17 protein-coding genes, 1 tRNA gene and 1 pseudogene are annotated in these 15,888 nt (G+C 43.2%); 15 read left to right on the top strand and 4 right to left on the bottom strand.

Going from position 1 to position 15,888, the window contains the following annotated elements:
* Window positions 1-26: 26 nt before the first annotated feature.
* From AACZ88_RS04450 to AACZ88_RS04440, 3 genes are all read left to right on the top strand, one after another.
* Window positions 27-1,661, top strand: coding sequence for a RagB/SusD family nutrient uptake outer membrane protein (locus AACZ88_RS04450; RefSeq protein ID WP_339706790.1), 1,635 nt, complete (start codon window positions 27-29; stop codon window positions 1,659-1,661).
* Between the two features lie 88 nt (window positions 1,662-1,749).
* On the top strand, window positions 1,750-2,772 hold the full coding sequence (locus AACZ88_RS04445; RefSeq protein ID WP_339706787.1) for a Gfo/Idh/MocA family oxidoreductase: 1,023 nt from the start codon (window positions 1,750-1,752) through the stop codon (window positions 2,770-2,772).
* A gap of 51 nt (window positions 2,773-2,823) precedes the next feature.
* Window positions 2,824-3,006, top strand: a complete 183-nt coding sequence (locus AACZ88_RS04440; protein WP_339706784.1) for a CPXCG motif-containing cysteine-rich protein — start codon at window positions 2,824-2,826, stop codon at window positions 3,004-3,006.
* A 100-nt stretch (window positions 3,007-3,106) separates the two neighbouring features.
* On the opposite strand, the gene AACZ88_RS04435 is transcribed toward AACZ88_RS04440, so the two are convergent.
* Window positions 3,107-3,787: a head GIN domain-containing protein gene (locus AACZ88_RS04435; RefSeq protein ID WP_339706782.1), complete on the bottom strand. Its 681-nt coding sequence runs from the start codon at window positions 3,785-3,787 to the stop codon at window positions 3,107-3,109.
* A 188-nt stretch (window positions 3,788-3,975) separates the two neighbouring features.
* On the opposite strand from AACZ88_RS04435, the gene AACZ88_RS04430 reads away from it, so the two are divergent.
* The 3 genes from AACZ88_RS04430 (at window position 3,976) to AACZ88_RS04420 (ending at window position 6,352) form a co-directional block, all read left to right on the top strand.
* The gene (locus AACZ88_RS04430; protein WP_339706780.1) at window positions 3,976-5,013 is read left to right on the top strand and encodes an SUMF1/EgtB/PvdO family nonheme iron enzyme; all 1,038 of its coding nucleotides are present in this window, start codon (window positions 3,976-3,978) and stop codon (window positions 5,011-5,013) included.
* A gap of 15 nt (window positions 5,014-5,028) precedes the next feature.
* Complete coding sequence (locus AACZ88_RS04425) at window positions 5,029-5,724, top strand: hypothetical protein (protein ID WP_339706777.1); 696 nt, start codon at window positions 5,029-5,031, stop codon at window positions 5,722-5,724.
* An 85-nt stretch (window positions 5,725-5,809) separates the two neighbouring features.
* Window positions 5,810-6,352 (top strand): YceI family protein, encoded by a 543-nt coding sequence (locus AACZ88_RS04420; RefSeq protein ID WP_339706774.1) that lies wholly within the window; start codon window positions 5,810-5,812, stop codon window positions 6,350-6,352.
* A gap of 297 nt (window positions 6,353-6,649) precedes the next feature.
* Here AACZ88_RS04420 and AACZ88_RS04415 read toward each other — a convergent pair whose 3' ends face one another.
* Entirely contained in the window at window positions 6,650-6,796 is a 147-nt protein-coding gene (locus AACZ88_RS04415; protein ID WP_339708229.1) for a hypothetical protein, read from the bottom strand.
* Between AACZ88_RS04415 and AACZ88_RS04410 the strand changes: the two are divergent.
* Window positions 6,737-6,913 (top strand): annotated as a pseudogene (locus AACZ88_RS04410) (c-type cytochrome domain-containing protein); the annotation flags it as partial. The gene AACZ88_RS04415 and the pseudogene AACZ88_RS04410 sit on opposite strands and share 60 nt — an antisense overlap.
* 143 nt (window positions 6,914-7,056) lie before the next feature.
* Here AACZ88_RS04410 and AACZ88_RS04405 read toward each other — a convergent pair.
* Window positions 7,057-7,191 (bottom strand): hypothetical protein, encoded by a 135-nt coding sequence (locus AACZ88_RS04405; protein WP_339708226.1) that lies wholly within the window; start codon window positions 7,189-7,191, stop codon window positions 7,057-7,059.
* Between AACZ88_RS04405 and AACZ88_RS04400 the strand changes: the two genes are divergently transcribed.
* From AACZ88_RS04400 to AACZ88_RS04380, 5 genes are all read left to right on the top strand, one after another.
* On the top strand, window positions 7,145-8,959 hold the full coding sequence (locus AACZ88_RS04400; RefSeq protein ID WP_339708190.1) for a DUF1549 and DUF1553 domain-containing protein: 1,815 nt from the start codon (window positions 7,145-7,147) through the stop codon (window positions 8,957-8,959). The two genes, AACZ88_RS04405 and AACZ88_RS04400, sit on opposite strands and share 47 nt — an antisense overlap.
* Before the next feature lie 4 nt (window positions 8,960-8,963).
* Window positions 8,964-10,424, top strand: coding sequence for a DUF1501 domain-containing protein (locus AACZ88_RS04395; protein WP_339706771.1), 1,461 nt, complete (start codon window positions 8,964-8,966; stop codon window positions 10,422-10,424).
* A 3-nt stretch (window positions 10,425-10,427) separates the two neighbouring features.
* Window positions 10,428-11,888, top strand: a complete 1,461-nt coding sequence (locus tag AACZ88_RS04390) for a c-type cytochrome domain-containing protein (RefSeq protein WP_339706768.1) — start codon at window positions 10,428-10,430, stop codon at window positions 11,886-11,888.
* A gap of 124 nt (window positions 11,889-12,012) precedes the next feature.
* Window positions 12,013-12,873, top strand: coding sequence for a fumarylacetoacetate hydrolase family protein (locus tag AACZ88_RS04385; protein WP_339706765.1), 861 nt, complete (start codon window positions 12,013-12,015; stop codon window positions 12,871-12,873).
* A gap of 98 nt (window positions 12,874-12,971) precedes the next feature.
* Window positions 12,972-13,045 (top strand) — tRNA-Arg (locus AACZ88_RS04380).
* A 528-nt stretch (window positions 13,046-13,573) separates the two neighbouring features.
* Here the strand turns inward: AACZ88_RS04380 and AACZ88_RS04375 are convergent.
* Entirely contained in the window at window positions 13,574-13,939 is a 366-nt protein-coding gene (locus tag AACZ88_RS04375) for a YegP family protein (protein WP_339706762.1), read from the bottom strand.
* Between the two features lie 147 nt (window positions 13,940-14,086).
* Here AACZ88_RS04375 and AACZ88_RS04370 point away from each other — a divergent pair, with 147 nt between their 5' ends.
* From AACZ88_RS04370 to AACZ88_RS04360, 3 genes are read left to right on the top strand one after another with little or no spacing between them, the layout of a single operon-like run.
* A complete protein-coding gene (locus tag AACZ88_RS04370) occupies window positions 14,087-14,701 on the top strand; it encodes a hypothetical protein (protein WP_339706760.1) in 615 nt (204 codons plus the stop codon).
* Window positions 14,698-15,105 (top strand): hypothetical protein, encoded by a 408-nt coding sequence (locus AACZ88_RS04365; RefSeq protein WP_339706757.1) that lies wholly within the window; start codon window positions 14,698-14,700, stop codon window positions 15,103-15,105. Before AACZ88_RS04370 ends, AACZ88_RS04365 begins: the two co-directional genes overlap by 4 nt.
* The gene (locus tag AACZ88_RS04360; RefSeq protein WP_339706754.1) at window positions 15,089-15,883 is read left to right on the top strand and encodes an ImmA/IrrE family metallo-endopeptidase; all 795 of its coding nucleotides are present in this window, start codon (window positions 15,089-15,091) and stop codon (window positions 15,881-15,883) included. Before AACZ88_RS04365 ends, AACZ88_RS04360 begins: the two co-directional genes overlap by 17 nt.
* Window positions 15,884-15,888: the final 5 nt, after the last annotated feature.

Here is a 15,888-nt window from a genome sequence, read left to right as displayed (position 1 = left end):
TTGAAAAACGATATAAATAAAATATTATGAAAGGAAAAAAATATACACTTTTGCTCTTGGCACTGCTATTTGTATTGCAGTCGTGTGAGCAGTTTTTGGAAGAAGAACTGATTTCCGATGTTTCTTCGGGAACATATTATACCACTGAAGCAGGGTTAGAAGATGCAGTTGATGCAACTTACGCATGGTTAAAGGGGTTCTATGGTCCTGAAAGAGGTTTTACGATGACAACCTTTGGGACTGATATCTTTACAAATGGTGCAGATGGTAGCCATAAAAGGGTAAACCTTTATGATGGGTCGTTCAATGCCACCGAAAGCTATGTTAATGAATCATGGAGAGATTGGTATCGCGGGGTCAATCAGGCCAATGCGGTAATAAATCGATCCCAAGACGTGGTGATGGACGAGGCCCAAAAAACCATATGGTTGGCCGAAGTACGTTGGTTAAGGGCTTTTTATTATTTCGATATTGTAAGAACATACGGCGATGCCCATTTGAGTTTGGAAGAAACCGAAGGAGTAGAAGTGGAAGCAAATAAAACTGCGGCTTCTGAAATCTATAGTCAGGCTATTGTCCCAGATTTGGAATTTGCCATAGCCAATCTGCCAGCGGTTCAAGATGAATATGGAAGGGCAACCAAGGCGGCGGCTGAATTTTTATTGGGTAAAGTATTGCTGAGGCGCAGTTATACTTCGTATGCCGCAAGTGATGATGCATCAAGGGCCGAGGCGTTGTTTGGTAATGTAATCAACAACTACGGTTTTGAATTGTTAGATAATTATGGCGATTTATGGGATATCAATAACCAAGAGAATTCTGAAATTGTTTGGAACTTGACTATTTCTAAAGCACTGGTAGACGACGGTACCGATGATGAAGGGCATAGAGGACATTTATATTTTTTAATGGAATATGACGTTCGTCGAGGTATGAGTAGAGATGTTGCCAATGGTAGACCTTGGAAACGATTTAGGCCAACTCCCTTTATGCTTGGGCTTTGGGATCGAACTATCGATACACGGTATGATGCTGGCTTTAAACATGTTTGGTATGCCAATAAAGAAGTTAGTGATGAAAGGGGAACATTGGCTATTGGCGATACCGCCTTGTTTATTCCAGGTCCTGGAAAAGATATCGAGTGGCCGCAACCAAGAAAAGATGCGGCACCTTATGAAGTATATACGGTAGATGATTATACGGAACGGGTTTTTCCTTCAGTGAATAAGTGGATCGATCCTACAAGACCTGATCGCCAAAAAACCCAAGGGCAACGTGACGTCGTCTTAATGCGTTTGGCCGATGCTTATTTGTTACGTGCCGAAGCACGATTGAAGCAAAATAATGCGGCTGGGGCTGCTGCTGATATAAACGTAGTACGTGATAGAGCTGCAGTACCGGGGATGGAAGCATCCATGCAGATTGCCGCAGGTGATGTAGACCTTGACTTTTTGTTGGACGAACGTGCTAGGGAAATGTACGGTGAGCATGCGCGCTGGTGGGATTTGACACGTACTGGCAAACTAGTGGAACGTGTTAGGCTGCATAATGTACAAGCGGCACCCAACATTCAAGACTATCATACGGTAAGGCCGATTGGTCAGGATCAAATTGATAGAACAGTTGGCGGTTACCCGCAAAATCCAGGTTATCCACAGTAAGAATTGATTGTTTAATTAATAAACAAAGGTCGATACATGCGTATTGGCCTTTGTTTTTATATTTTTGAGTGTAGCTAATACTATAAATATGGAAAAAATAGGTTTCGGCATAATTGGTACAGGATCGATTGTAAATACGTATGTCAAATGTATTGATGAGTTGACTCAAGCTAAGCTCGTTGCGCTCTATACAAAATCTAGCGAAAGAATAGATAGTGCGCAGAAAGAATTCGGGGTGCCGGTTTTTGATGATATGGAGCAATTTCTCAAACAAGCTGATGTCAACATCGTTTGTGTATGCAATGAAAGTGGCAACCATGGAGCAGCGATCAAAGCTGCCGCAAAAGCGGGTAAACATGTGCTTTCTGAAAAACCTTTGGAAGTTTCGTTGGAAAAAATAGATGAAGTAATAGCGGTTTGCGAACAACAAAAAGTAATGTTGGGATGTACGCTTCAGAATAGATGCAGCCCTGAGTACGTTGAACTTTACGATGCAGTAAGTCAAGGTAAATTAGGCAAATTGTTAATGGGTAATGCGCATATCAATTGGTATCGCCCTACCGAATATTATAAGAACAATCCGTGGCGGGGAACTATGCGGTTGGATGGTGGTGCCGCATTTATGAATCAAGGTGTACATACTATTGATTTGTTATTGAACGTCATGGGGCAGGTCAATTCGGTCTTCGGAAATGTAAAGACCCTGGTACATGATATTGAAGGAGAGGATGTCGGTTCGGCCATACTTTCCTTTGCCAGTGGGGCAATTGGTACGATAACGGGGGGTACGGCACTTTATCCGGGCTATCCCGAAAAATTGGAAGTCTACGGAGAAAAAGGCAGTATTCTTATGGAAGGGGGGGAAATTGTACAATGGAATGTAAAGGGACTTCCGCGACCATCATCTACTCCAAGTAGAGAGTTGGGCAGCGGAGCAAGCGACCCTACGGCGATAACCCATTTAAACCATAAGAAGGTTATCGAAGATATGATGACGGCAGTAATGGAAAACAGGTCACCAATGGTCGATGGTCCCGAGGCACGAAAAGCAGTGGAGGTAATTACCTCCATTTATAAATCATCGGAAGAAGCACGAGTTGTATCTTTATAATCTGATTCCGGTCGTTTGAGTAATCGAAGAACTTAAGGTCTGATATAAAAAATGTACGAACACTATTTTCAATGTCCATATTGCTGGGAAGAAATATCGATGTTGCTTGATCCTTCGGTTTCTGAACAAACGTATGTTGAAGATTGTGAAGTGTGCTGTAACCCTATTTCAATAACGCCTAAATTTGAGAATAATGAGTTGGTTGGGTTTGAGGCTGCGGATATCGAACAATAACGATATTTATGCAAGCGTATTCTAAAAGTCCAGGACTAAAATTTAAAAATTGAGCTTTGGGTTTTAGCTTTAATACTGTTTGGGAAGGCATTGAAAAGCTTTAATCCATTACTTTTATTTTTCCACCGAATACTTTGTCTTTTTCTATCTGTTTTGGGTTGCCGTGTATATAAATCGATCCACCGGCCCGAACCTTTGCCACAACACTTTCCGAAGCTTTTACATCGGCCCTTCCGCCTGCGTTTACAGTTACTTTGGTGGTGCCCGTGTTCAAGGCTTCGTTGTATACTTTTCCACCGGTATTGACCATTACCTCTTGTGCATCGGCATTTCCGGTCAAGGTAATTTCACCACCTGAAATTGATTTTGAGTAAAGATCCTTGATATCGACCTTTAAATCGATGTGACCGCCTTCCTGTGTTTTTATTTCGACACGTTCCCCTGAAACAGTTTCTTTTGAGTTTATTTTGGCATTCTCATTGGCATCCAAAAGTTTAAATGTTTCCGAATAGTAGAGTGTCGCTTTAGCTTCGTCCCCATCCATGAAATTATCGAATTCCATACGAATTTTTAGTAATCCGTTTTTATTCGAGATGTTCACTTCGTCTTTATCATCTCCAGTAATTTCCAATCTATTTTCATTGCTCTTTACCAACGTAACGACTATGCGATCATATACTTTGAGTTCAGTGAACTTTTCCAGTTCCTTGATATTTCTTTTTTGTGCCAATAAGAGTATAGGCGAAACGATTGCTATAAATAATAGAAGGGAATTTTTCATTTTTTTGCTTATCTATGTTTTGTTAAGTTCAGATGACTAGAATTAGCACATCAAAAGTACTATATTTTCCTAAAAATCAATATTAGCAGGTTAAACTTCACATGCCGCAAAAATAAAGGGCAAAAACAAAAAAGTTTTCGCAATGCGTAAAGAATCCATATCTTGGGATGCAATTTAAAAAATAGAAAATGAAGTATCGTATGGGTAAAGAATTAAAGGTTTTTTTCTGTTGGTTTTTTGTGAGCGGACTTTTGTTGGTCTCCTGCAAATCGGCAAAACCGGCAGCAACTGAAAATGAGAAAGAAGTAGCTCAAAAAGAACAATCCAAACCTGCTGATTTCACCCAAGAAGTTCCGGGAACCGATGTTTCATTTGAAATGGTAGGTATTCCTAAAGGGAGTTTTAAAATGGGAAGTCCCGAATCGGAAACAGATAGAAAAGCTGATGAGGGTCCTCAAAGAGAAGTTGAGCTAGATGCTTTTTATATGGGTAAGTATGAACTTACTTGGGAAATATTCGAACTTTTTTTCAAGCAGAACCAAGAGCTTTTTGTAAAATTAGATAATGATAAGGTAATGAAAATCGATGCCATTACCAGACCAAGCCCGCCTTACGAAGATCCTTCATACGGTATGGGCAAAGAAGGGTTTCCTGCCGTCAGTATGTCTGCTTATTCAGCCTTGGTTTTTTGCAAATGGCTGAGCACCGTCACAGGAAGGTTCTACAGGTTGCCAACCGAAGCCGAATGGGAGTACGCTGCCAGGGCGGGTACAGAAGAGGCTTATAGCTTCGGGGATACTACAGTTGATTTGGATGCCTATGCGGTATATTATAAAAATGCGGATGGAAAATATGCAAAAGTTGGTACGAAAAAACCCAATCCATGGGGCCTTTATGATATGCATGGAAATGCTGCGGAATGGACTTTGGATGAATATAAAGAGGATGCCTATGCTACTTTGGAAAGCAAAAATCCATGGCTGACCCCAAAGGTTATCCACCCGCGTGTTTATCGTGGCGGTTCTTGGGACGATGATGCCAAAGTGCTTCGTTCGGCTTCAAGATCGGCTTCAAGTTTGAAATTGCAAAAGCGCGACCCACAGATTCCAAAAAGTTTTTGGTGGTTCACAGATTCTAATTTTGTTGGTTTCCGTTTGGTAAGTCCAGAACCGCAACCAAGTGCAGAGGAACAAGCAAAATTCTGGCAGACCGTATTAGACGAATAGGTTTTATAAGAAAAGATGGAAATCCAAGAGTTGAAAATTTTCTCGCAAAATATTAATGAGCAAGAAAGTTTCTATTCAGAGGTGTTGGGTTTCAACTGTATTCGCACATCGGCTTCGACCTTGGAGGTGATTACCAAAGAAAACAAGTTGATACTTGAAAAGTCTGACAGCGCGTCGTACTATCACTTTGCTTTTCTGATACCACCGAAATCCATAGAATCGGCAATAACTTATGTAGAAGATAGATCTATCGAATTATTAAGGTTTAGAAATGATAAGATCATTCATTTTGATTCGGGAAGGGCTATTTATTTTTATGACAAGGACGCAAACATTGTCGAATTTATCGAAAGGCCTTCGTTAAAGTATTTGTCGCAACATTCTTTTTCGGCCGATAGTATTATTAAAGTGAACGAAATTGGTCTTCCAGTGAAGAATCCTATGCAAGTAGCGAAAAGACTGGTGCGAGATTTTGATGTGGAACCGTTGGAAGAAATTGGTTTCAACGATAATTTTTGTTGGGTAGGAGATTATAATGGCGTAATTATTGTTGTTAAGGAGGGCAGAAATTGGCTGCCCACAGAGAAGCCTGCAATAGAAAATGAATTTTCAATTTGGTACCGTGATAAAGGGATAGTAACTAGTCTAAAATTCGAGAATAACCAGATTAACCGATCCTCGAATGAGGGTGGGCAAGACCATTCGAGTTAATGGTTTGGTTGAGGTGTCAGGAACAGCGGATAATTAGGAATTTTTGCCGTAAGGGTTATTAATTTAATAAAAAGTAAATAGACATATGAAAAAGGTTTTGATTTTTGCATTCCTAGGTTTAACGTTGAATGTATTGGCGCAAGATACGTATACCCTTTCTCCTGAGAGCACATTAAAGATAGATGGTTCATCGACCATTCATGATTGGACGGTTACTGCCAATACGTTAGCGGGAAGTTTAAAAGCAACCACGGCTACTTTGAACGAAATTTCTTTTGAAGTGCCCGTAGAAAACATTCAAAGTGAACGGGGTGCGGCAATGGATAAAAAAATGCACGAAGCTTTAAAAAAAGACGAATACCCAAAAGTGATTTTCTCCCTGAAGGATGTTAGCAACCTAGGAGCGGAAAATCAAACGTTATCAGGTACGTTGAATATTGCAGGTGTTGAGAAAGAGGTGGAGATTGAGACCAAAGTAGAGCAAACTGATAGTAAATTAAAATTGAGCGGTGCCAAAGCACTAAAGCTGGCCGATTTTAATATGGAGCCTCCCACAGCAATGTTCGGTTCAATTGTAGTGGGTGAAGACATTACGGTAAACTTCGATTTGTCTTTTATCAAAGAGTAAGTGTTTAATGCTCAAGAGCATTTTTCGAATTTTGAATTTACTCCTATCTTGATTATACGTACAGTGATGTATGTTGTTAGCCATTTTTAATGTTTAAGAAAAACAGAGCATATTATTCTGTCTTTTTTGAAAATGGTATTTTCTACCATAACATCATACAGTCTTATTTCTTTTAGCGACAAAATAGGGGGTATAGGTAATCAAAAAAGCATTTGGGCTTATTATTCGGAAATCATTAACTTTAAACATTAATTACTCCGTTTAATGAAACAAAAAATAGGCATTTTCATCATTCTTTCAATTTTGGTCGGCGCCCTCTTTGCCGTAAAGCAGGGTACGTTCACATTTAAGAACGACGGATATGCGAAGGTGAGGATACCCGATGTGGTCGACTACAATTTCCATATCAAGCCCATTCTTTCCGATAATTGTTACACCTGCCATGGTCCCGATGCGAACCAGCGCAAGGCGGGCCTTCGGCTCGACCTTGAGGAGAGCGCCTTTTCGGAACTTTCCGAAAGCCCCGGCAAGCATGCGCTCGTCGCCGGCAGGCCGAATGCGAGCTTGCTCTACCAGCGTATTGTCTCGGAGGATGCGAGCGAGGTCATGCCGCCTTCCGATTCACAATTGAAGCTCAAGCCCCATGAGAAAGAGCTTATCAAAAAATGGATCAAACAGGGGGCCAAGTTCGAGAAACACTGGGCCTACATCCCTCCCGAGAAATCGGAGCCGCCTAAACCGGAGACTGCCGGTTGGGGCCATAACGAGATAGATGCCTTTATACTGGAGAAATTGGAGGAGAGCGGGCTTCTGCCCTCGAAACGTGCGGAAAAGGACATTCTTTTGCGCAGAATGGCACTGGCCCTTACCGGCCTGCCGCCGACGGCGGATCAAATAAAAAAACTTCAAAAAGACCCTTCGGAGGAAGGTCTTGAGCGCCTGGTAGACGAACTTTTGGCCTCCCCGGCCTATGGCGAGCGCATGACCCAAGTCTGGTTGGACGTGTCGCGCTACGCCGATTCCCACGGCTATCAAGACGACAGCTATCGCACCATGTGGCCCTGGCGGGATTGGGTGATCCATGCATTCAACGAGAACCTGCCCTATGACGATTTCCTGACCTGGCAATTGGCGGGAGACCTCCTGCCCGATGCTACCAGGGAACAGATTTTGGCCACCGGTTTCAATAGGAACCATCCCATTACACAAGAAGGGGGGGTCATTCAAGAGGAGTACCGGTCCAACTATGTAGTGGACCGTACCAATACGCTGGGCAAGGGTATTTTGGGCATCACCCTCGAATGTGCCAAATGCCATGACCATAAGTACGATGCCATATCCCAGAAAAATTATTTCGAGGTCTACTCCTTCTTCAATCAAGTGAATGAAAAGGGTCTGCAAATGGATGCCGTTCAGGCCAAGAACCAAAAATATTTTGCCGATGCGCCCTATATCACCATAACCCAAGAGGAGACCAAGAGTGTACTCGACTTCATCAATATGAAGGAGAACGAAAAAATAAACGTAATGGTTATGAACGATTCGGCACCAAAGGAAAATTATGTGTTGAACCGTGGCAATTACGATGACCCTACCGATGAGGTGTTACCGGGAACTCCGGAACGCATCTACCCGTTTTCAGAAGACCTACCCAAGAACAGATTAGGTCTCGCAAAATGGGTGACAAGTACTGATAACCCGCTAACAGCCCGGGTTTTTGTAAACCGTACCTGGTCGATGCTCTTTGGCAGGGGGCTGGTGGAGACCGAAGAGGATTTCGGGGTACAGGGCAGTTTGCCTACCCATCCCAAATTGTTGGACTGGCTTTCGCGGGATTTCATGGAGAATGGCTGGGACATCAAATACTTATTGAAGAAAATAGTGCTTTCGGCCACCTACCAACAAAGTTCCGAACTCAGACCAGAACTGAAAAAGGCCGATCCCGAGAACAAATTATTGGCCAGGGCCCCACGGTTCAGAATGAGCGGTGAGATGATCCGTGATTATGTGCTGGCCACTAGTGGTGTACTGAACCGAGAGATCGGAGGGCCGAGCGTAAAACCCTACCAGCCCGCAGGACTCTGGGAGGAGACCAATGCGGGGGGCAATCGTGGCGTTTTGACGAAATATGTGGAAGATGAGGGTGAAAAGCTGTACCGGCGCTCGTTGTACACGCTGTGGAAACGTACCTTGCCACCCCCCACCATGTCGATTTTCGATGCCCCTAACCGTGATTTTTGCGAAGTGAGGCGCCAGAAGACCAATACGCCGTTGCAGGCGCTCGCCCTGCAGAACGATGTGCAGATGCTCGAAGCGGCACGGGTATTGGCACAGAACGAAGTGGCCGCCAATACCGATGCGGACTCCCTGGTGCAGGATGTATTTAGGAACATACTGGTGAGAAAGCCCCGAACGGAGGAACTGCAAACTTTGGAGCTCTACTATGAAGATGCATTCGCAAAGTTCTTGGACAGTAAAGAAGATGCCGAAAAGTTGTTGGCCGTCGGGGACTACGAAAAACGGGATACGGACCCCGCGAAGACCGCTGCCCTGATGCTTACTGCACAGGTCATCTATAATCTGGACGAGACGATTACGATAGAATAAGATCATGGAAGAAGACAAAACAAACAAGGAAAGCCCGTTAAAGGTAAATCGCAGGCACTTTTTTTCACAATTGAGCGTGGGTATCGGGTCTTTGGCCCTAGGGTCGTTATTGATACCCGACCTTTTTAAAAAGGAACAGGATGTTCTGACCGGCAGGGCATTGGGAATACCGCATTTCGCGCCCAAGGCCAAACGCGTTATTTATCTGTTCCAGGCCGGGGCGCCCTCACAATTGGAAACTTTCGACCACAAACCTACGCTGCGAAAACGGATGGGCGAGGATCTGCCCGAATCGATCAGGAACGGACAGCGATTGACCGGAATGACCTCGGGACAGGACAAGTTCCCCCTGATGCCCCCGGCGGTGAAATTCAACCAGCACGGAAAGAGCGGGGCCTGGGTCAGTGATTTTTTTCCCCATATCGCAAAAATAGCCGACGAGATCTGTATCGTAAGAAGTATGCATACCGAGGCGATCAACCATGACCCGGCCATTACCTTTTTTCAAACGGGCAGCCAACAGGGGGGCAGACCCAGTATGGGATCGTGGATGAGCTATGGGCTCGGCAGCGAGAACAAGAACCTTCCTTCTTTTGTGGTATTGACATCCCGTGGAAAGGGCAATAGTCAGGGCCTGTACTCTAAATTATGGTCGAGCGGATTCCTTGATTCCAAGCACCAGGGCGTATTGCTGCGCGCCGGAAAGAATCCAGTACTTTATCTGAACGACCCCGAGGGGATATCCCGTTCCGACAAACGGCACCTGCTCGACAACGTATCGTCGCTGAACAAACTGCACCATGTAGAAACGGGCGACGACGAGATAGAATCACGTATCGCACAATATGAGATGGCCTACCGCATGCAGATGTCAGTACCCGACGTCATGGACATTTCAAAGGAACCGGAGTCGATCATAAAATTATACGGCGAAGATTGCCAAGTGCCCGGCACCTATGCCGCAAATGCCTTGCAGGCCCGAAGGTTGGCCGAGAACGGGGTCAGGTTCATACAATTGTACCACCAAGGATGGGACCAACACGGTAACCTGCCCAATGAAATGGCCGGTCAGGCAAAGGATGTCGATCAGGCCTCCGCGGCGTTGATACTCGATCTGAAACAAAGGGGCATGCTGGAGGATACCCTGGTTATTTGGGGCGGGGAGTTCGGGCGCACCAACTACTGCCAAGGGAAGTTCGACCCGGAAAACTATGGAAGGGACCATCACCCCAGGGCATTCAGTATCTGGATGGCCGGTGGGGGCATCAAACCAGGGATTACCTATGGCCAGACCGATGAATTCGGGTACAATGTCGTTGAGAACCCGGTACATATCAATGATTTTCACGCTACGCTCCTACACACCATGGGCCTTCAGCACGAACAGTTGACCTATAAATATCAAGGGCGCCGATTCCGATTGACCGATGTGGCGGGTAATGTTGTAAAAGACCTGTTGGCGTAACCTATGACATCAACCACTACAAAAAATCGAAGGGTCGATCTGCTCATTTTTGGCCTTTCCGTATTTCTCGTGTTCTGTCTGATTTTCGAGTCGTTCTTACGGCTACCTATTCTCATTGCCTGGTTGGGGCGTTGGCATCCGTTGATCCTGCATTTTCCCATCGTTCTTTTGTTGATCGCGGCTTTTTTGGGGCTAACGGGAAAGAATGTGCCCAGGGCATTGCTTACCGTAGCCACCGTTACCGCTTTGGTCACGGCCATTTCAGGTTTTTTTCTGGGTAAGGAGGCCGTGGAAAAGGGCAATCTACTGTTTTGGCACCAATGGCTTGGGGCAGGTACCGCCCTTGTGGCGGTCGTATGGTACTGGCTTGACGGGGAAGGTTTCGGAAATACCGTTTACACCAAAGCGCTCCAGGTACTACTGGTCGTTCTGGTCGGGTTTACGGGGCATTTCGGGGGAATGATCACCCACGGGGAAAACTTTCTGGCACTGCCCACCGAAAAGAGTATGGATGGCCCGATACCCGACAATCCGTTGATATACCAACACGTGGTGGCCCGAATACTGAAGAACAACTGTGTTTCCTGCCATAATCCCAACAAGCAGAAAGGCGAATTGTTGATGACCGATCTTGACGGACTTTTGAAAGGGGGAGAGAGCGGGAGTACCTTGGTCCCTGGAAATCCGGAAAAGAGCGAGATCATTAAAAGGTTGTACCTGCCCCTGGCCGACGAGGAACATATGCCCCCCGAGGGCGAAAAGCCATTGAGCACCAGTGAAATACAAATTTTAGAACGTTGGGTCGCCCTCGGGGCTTCCGATACGGTACGCCTGAACCATTTGGGTGCCAACGAACCCCTGGCCTCCCTGGTCAAGGAAATGATGGAGCCCGACCCCATGGAAAAATGGGCGAAACTGCCCAAGGTGGCCGATAGTACCATTCAACGGTTGAGTTCCGATTACTTGACCATCGGACGGATTGCGGGAAGCACCGATGCCCTGCACATCAATATGTACAAACCACCCACCTACGATCCCCGATTGATATTGGACCTGAAGGCCATCAGCAAGAACATCGTGCAGATGGATCTTAGCGGACTGCCCATAGGTGAACAGGAGATGGAACTGGTCGGCAGCTGTGAAAACCTGGAATGGTTGGAGGTCGACCGTACCCCGATCAACGATACCCAGATCGAAGGTCTTAAAAATCTCTCGAACCTGCATACCCTGAAAGTATACGGTACCGATATCGGTGACCCAAGTGCTGCCGTTTTTAAGAATTTGACAAAATTGAAAAGTTTGTATCTATGGGATACCAACATATCGCAAAGCGCTTTGGACAATTTACGGAATGCGGCCCCGGCGCTTTTGATAGATAACGGGATCGATGCGGCAATCCAACCATTTTTTGTAGATCGCGATTCCATTCCAATATCGGGGAACCAAGACAGGGCTATAGAGTAACAAGTTAGAGATTGGTATTAAATACCGTGCTTTGGTTTTAATGAGGTATCGTTTATTGTGGGACAGATGTTGCTGTTGACGGAGAATAATTGGAAATTAGAACAATCTATATAACTAAAAGGATATGAAATTAATACGATTTGGAGCAATAGGAAATGAGAAACCTGGGGTGCAATTGGAAGACGGAAAGCGGCTTGACGTTTCCGGCTTTGGCCAAGATTATGACGAAGACTTCTTTGGGGGTGACGGATTAGAAAAGTTGAAAAGTTGGTTGAACAAAAACGCAGATAGCTGTCCGGTTGTCGGAGGGGAAGTTCGTTTGGGAGCACCGTTATGTCGTCCTTCAAAAATAATCTGCATTGGCTTGAATTATGCAAAACATGCCGCAGAAAGTGGTATGCAAGTGCCAAAAGAGCCCGTGTTGTTTTTTAAGGCTACTTCGGCCATTGTAGGACCAAATGACAATGTTATTATTCCTAAGGGAAGTGAGAAAACCGATTGGGAAGTCGAATTGGCCGTGGTCATCGGTAAAAAGACGTCTTATGTTTCCAAAGCTAAAGCCATGAATCATATTGCCGGATATGTGATGCACAATGATTATAGTGAACGTGCATTTCAAATTGAGCGTAGTGGTCAATGGGTCAAAGGAAAAAGTTGTGATACGTTCGCTCCTTTAGGTCCGTTTATCGCTACATCAGATGAAATAAGTGATCCGCACAATCTAGATTTGTGGTTAAAGGTAAACGGAAAAATGCTACAGAACAGTAATACTTCTGATTTTGTCTTTGATATTCCGACTTCAATAAGTTATATCAGCCAGTTTATGACCTTGTTACCTGGTGATATTATTTCTACGGGAACTCCGTTTGGTGTGGGATTGGGGCTTAATCCACCACGTTATTTAAAATCTGGTGATGTAGTAGAATTGGGCATTGAAGGACTTGGTATTTCCAAGCAAACAGCCAAGGCGTATGAAGAAGTTTAGCAATTATTTCTTTTTTGAATGATTTTGCTGTTATCTAATCTAGATTTTTTAGTAACTTCGCGGCACATTTTTGGATTTTTTCCAAGAATATGTAGTCGGGTCGCGTAGCTCAGCTGGATAGAGCATCTGCCTTCTAAGCAGACGGTCGAAGGTTCGAATCCTTCCGCGATCACCTGAAAACCAAGACTTTAAAGATTAATTTCTTTAGAGTCTTTTTTATTTGCACTCAATTTGCACTCAAAATTTAGGGTTATTTGGTTTTATATGAATTGATTTGAGTTTTATAGGGTTAGTATTTGACCAAAATGCACTTTTTTCTTCTTCTCCCTAACCACAAAAAAGCGCCCGTTAGGGCGCAAGATTCTTTTTTAGTCCTCTTCAATCATAATCTTTTGCATCGTAAAAGGGTCAATCGAACCAATATTTGGAATTAATCAACCAAGAAAAATGGACTTGTATTTTACTTTTAGCAAGCACTATTCTGACCAAATAAATTTAGTCTTACTGATAATCGAATTTTCAGTAGTCATGGTCTACTCTAATGATAAGGGGAACTTTTAAAGATGAAAGCAGCAGGAGAAAAGAGTCGGTAAGGATAATTATGGTCATAACAGACAATCAAGTATTGCGGGGTTTCAATACTTGCTGGCTTTGCAACATATTATACAAAGCCAGCTTGTATTAAAGCAGCGGTGTAATTCTACCATCGGCTGAATGAACTTTTAGATAGTGTCAAGTCTTCAACAGGTGCATTTGGAGCATCGCGTTTTACCGCAGATATTCCATTTTCCCTTGCCACATTGGAATTATACATTTCGCTCATACCCAAAGGCTCTCCATTCGCTGCCTTCAACACAAAGTAATATTTTCCATTCACGCTTGTGTTTCTACCGTAACGACTATCGTACGGCGCATTGATTTTGACCGAGCTAATACCATTCTGACAGCCCTGTTTTGAGGAATAGCCCTCACTGCTGTGCAAAATAATCTCACCATTTCTGGCTCTCAACCTAAAGCGAAATTCATCCGCTGTGTCCTTAAAAATCTGGAATTTTGGATTTTCCATAACAAAATAATTTAGTTAAATAAAAAAGTTAAATTTATGATTTGAAGCATTTTGTGGCTTCATCCATCTATTAACTGAACTTTTTCAATATTACCCCTGAAAGGAAAATATTCTTATTTCAGTTAATCTATTACAAAGCTGCTTTGGATGAATAAAAAGAGTACAAAACAAAGACTGATCGAGCTAACCGATGAAGAATGGCGAATTGCTCTAGAGAAGGCAAGAAGGTTAATTTCTTATCGGGTAAAAGGAAGAACTAAGTATGGGTGCCATAGTCAAAAGGAACTGGGAGTATCTCCGTTCGACTACTATGTAAAGGAGGCCATAGACAAACTGTATGATGGTATCTGGGAATGGAAAGAAGAATACTCTTTTCCTGAACAATTTTCTCGAATAATTGGAAGTTTAATATCGGAAAAGGTACGCAAGTATCAAAAAGGGACTTCCGATGACGATGCCCTTACAAAACCCACGACGAAGTTTGAAGATGTTGCCTTTTTATTTGAAGAGGTTTTTGATGAAGAAGTTGAAATAAATGAAAGGGAAAAAATATATGAAAACCAGTTAAATGTTGTCTTGCAAGCGATAGACAGAAATGCTAATATGGAGACTCTGCTGCTGCTAATAATGGATCAAAAAACAAATGATGAGATTTGTGCTGAAGCCGGATGGGAACGGAAGAAGCTATACAGAGTTACCGACCGGATGAAAAATAGGGTTCGAGACTATGTTTCGGAACAAACCATTAAAATGACAAAATGAATAATACAGAAACTATAAAAAGACTTTCTGAACTATTTGAAGAAGCCATAATAATGCTTCCAGACGATGACATTGCAAATTATGTAAAGGAAAACCCAAACAATGATTTCAACAAACACATTATGTATATCAAAAGGTTAAACACTAAGGCAAAGTCCGAAATGCAACAAAGCCTTACTAATAAGGCCAAGGAAATTTTAGAATCTCTAATAAGTGAAATTGGAAAAAATCAATTTGTGGAAACTTTACTGACTCAACCTAAATATCAAAAATTAGCTCCTCAGCTATTTAGCAAATTTGAAAATATATCGGATAAAGACAAGGAAGAGATGCTAAAGGATAAAAGGTTCATGGAATTAGTTAGAGAGCTTAAGGAGGACTTGAAAAATGAAGGAAATTCCTAGCGATATTGGTTCTAAAAAGGCGAGGCTAGTTTTGGAAGAATGTGGTCTAACCGACGACCCCACCGCCTTACCTTGTGAAGACATTGCCTACTCAAGAGGCATTACTGATGTCAAAGCCATTAACATAGATGGTTCGCAAGGCCGAATAATGATTGACGGAAACGAAGCGGTCATCTCTTACGACAATAAAATTTATATTGAAGGAAAGAGAAGATTTGTAATTGCCCATGAAATCGGGCATTTCGAACTTCATAGGGAATTATTAAACAATCAGGTTCATAATGACGATGAAAGGACCTTAAGCGAGTGGTATAACAAAGGTCCGCATGAAAACCAAGCCAACAGATTTGCAGCAGAATTATTGATGCCCTCACAACTATATCTTGAAAAGGTTAGCGGAAAAATTTTCAATTTGGATTTGATAATATCGGTTGCCAATTTTTTTCAAACGTCCATTACCTCTACGCTCATAAAATATCTCTCATTAGGAGATTTTCCTATAGCCATAATTTTTAGCAATGAAGGAAAGGTCGAATGGAGTAGCTTTTCTAACGATTTCTTACTTCAATATGTCCCTAAAGGCATGGATGTACCAGAAAATTCGGTGGCGGTAGATTTTTACGATGGCCATCAACTCCCAAATGAACCTGAACCCGTGGAGGCTTTAGATTGGTTTTTACATGACTTTAATGTGAAAAAGTATAAGGAAGTTGGTTTCTATGAGCAATGTATTCAAGTGAGCGATAGGGCAATTTTAAGCTGTATTTGGAATGACTAATGCAA

It is taken from the genome of uncultured Kriegella sp. (genome assembly GCF_963975415.1).
Lineage (GTDB): Bacteria > Bacteroidota > Bacteroidia > Flavobacteriales > Flavobacteriaceae > Kriegella.
Note: the sequence above shows the minus strand (reverse complement) of the source record. Positions and strands in the feature narration are given on the sequence as shown.

Bases quoted from the DNA above. Each gene is read 5' to 3' on its own strand.
- AACZ88_RS04450 (WP_339706790.1), top strand. From the start codon at position 27: ATGAAAGGAAAAAAATATACACTTTTGCTCTTGGCACTGCTATTTGTA.
- AACZ88_RS04445 (WP_339706787.1), top strand. From the start codon at position 1,750: ATGGAAAAAATAGGTTTCGGCATAATTGGTACAGGATCGATTGTAAAT.
- AACZ88_RS04440 (WP_339706784.1), top strand. From the start codon at position 2,824: ATGTACGAACACTATTTTCAATGTCCATATTGCTGGGAAGAAATATCG.
- AACZ88_RS04435 (WP_339706782.1), bottom strand. From the start codon at position 3,787: ATGAAAAATTCCCTTCTATTATTTATAGCAATCGTTTCGCCTATACTC.
- AACZ88_RS04430 (WP_339706780.1), top strand. From the start codon at position 3,976: ATGAAGTATCGTATGGGTAAAGAATTAAAGGTTTTTTTCTGTTGGTTT.
- AACZ88_RS04425 (WP_339706777.1), top strand. From the start codon at position 5,029: ATGGAAATCCAAGAGTTGAAAATTTTCTCGCAAAATATTAATGAGCAA.
- AACZ88_RS04420 (WP_339706774.1), top strand. From the start codon at position 5,810: ATGAAAAAGGTTTTGATTTTTGCATTCCTAGGTTTAACGTTGAATGTA.
- AACZ88_RS04415 (WP_339708229.1), bottom strand. From the start codon at position 6,796: ATGGCAGGTGTAACAATTATCGGAAAGAATGGGCTTGATATGGAAATT.
- AACZ88_RS04405 (WP_339708226.1), bottom strand. From the start codon at position 7,191: ATGTCCTTTTCCGCACGTTTCGAGGGCAGAAGCCCGCTCTCCTCCAAT.
- AACZ88_RS04395 (WP_339706771.1), top strand. From the start codon at position 8,964: ATGGAAGAAGACAAAACAAACAAGGAAAGCCCGTTAAAGGTAAATCGC.
- AACZ88_RS04390 (WP_339706768.1), top strand. From the start codon at position 10,428: ATGACATCAACCACTACAAAAAATCGAAGGGTCGATCTGCTCATTTTT.
- AACZ88_RS04385 (WP_339706765.1), top strand. From the start codon at position 12,013: ATGAAATTAATACGATTTGGAGCAATAGGAAATGAGAAACCTGGGGTG.
- AACZ88_RS04375 (WP_339706762.1), bottom strand. From the start codon at position 13,939: ATGGAAAATCCAAAATTCCAGATTTTTAAGGACACAGCGGATGAATTT.
- AACZ88_RS04370 (WP_339706760.1), top strand. From the start codon at position 14,087: ATGAATAAAAAGAGTACAAAACAAAGACTGATCGAGCTAACCGATGAA.
- AACZ88_RS04365 (WP_339706757.1), top strand. From the start codon at position 14,698: ATGAATAATACAGAAACTATAAAAAGACTTTCTGAACTATTTGAAGAA.
- AACZ88_RS04360 (WP_339706754.1), top strand. From the start codon at position 15,089: ATGAAGGAAATTCCTAGCGATATTGGTTCTAAAAAGGCGAGGCTAGTT.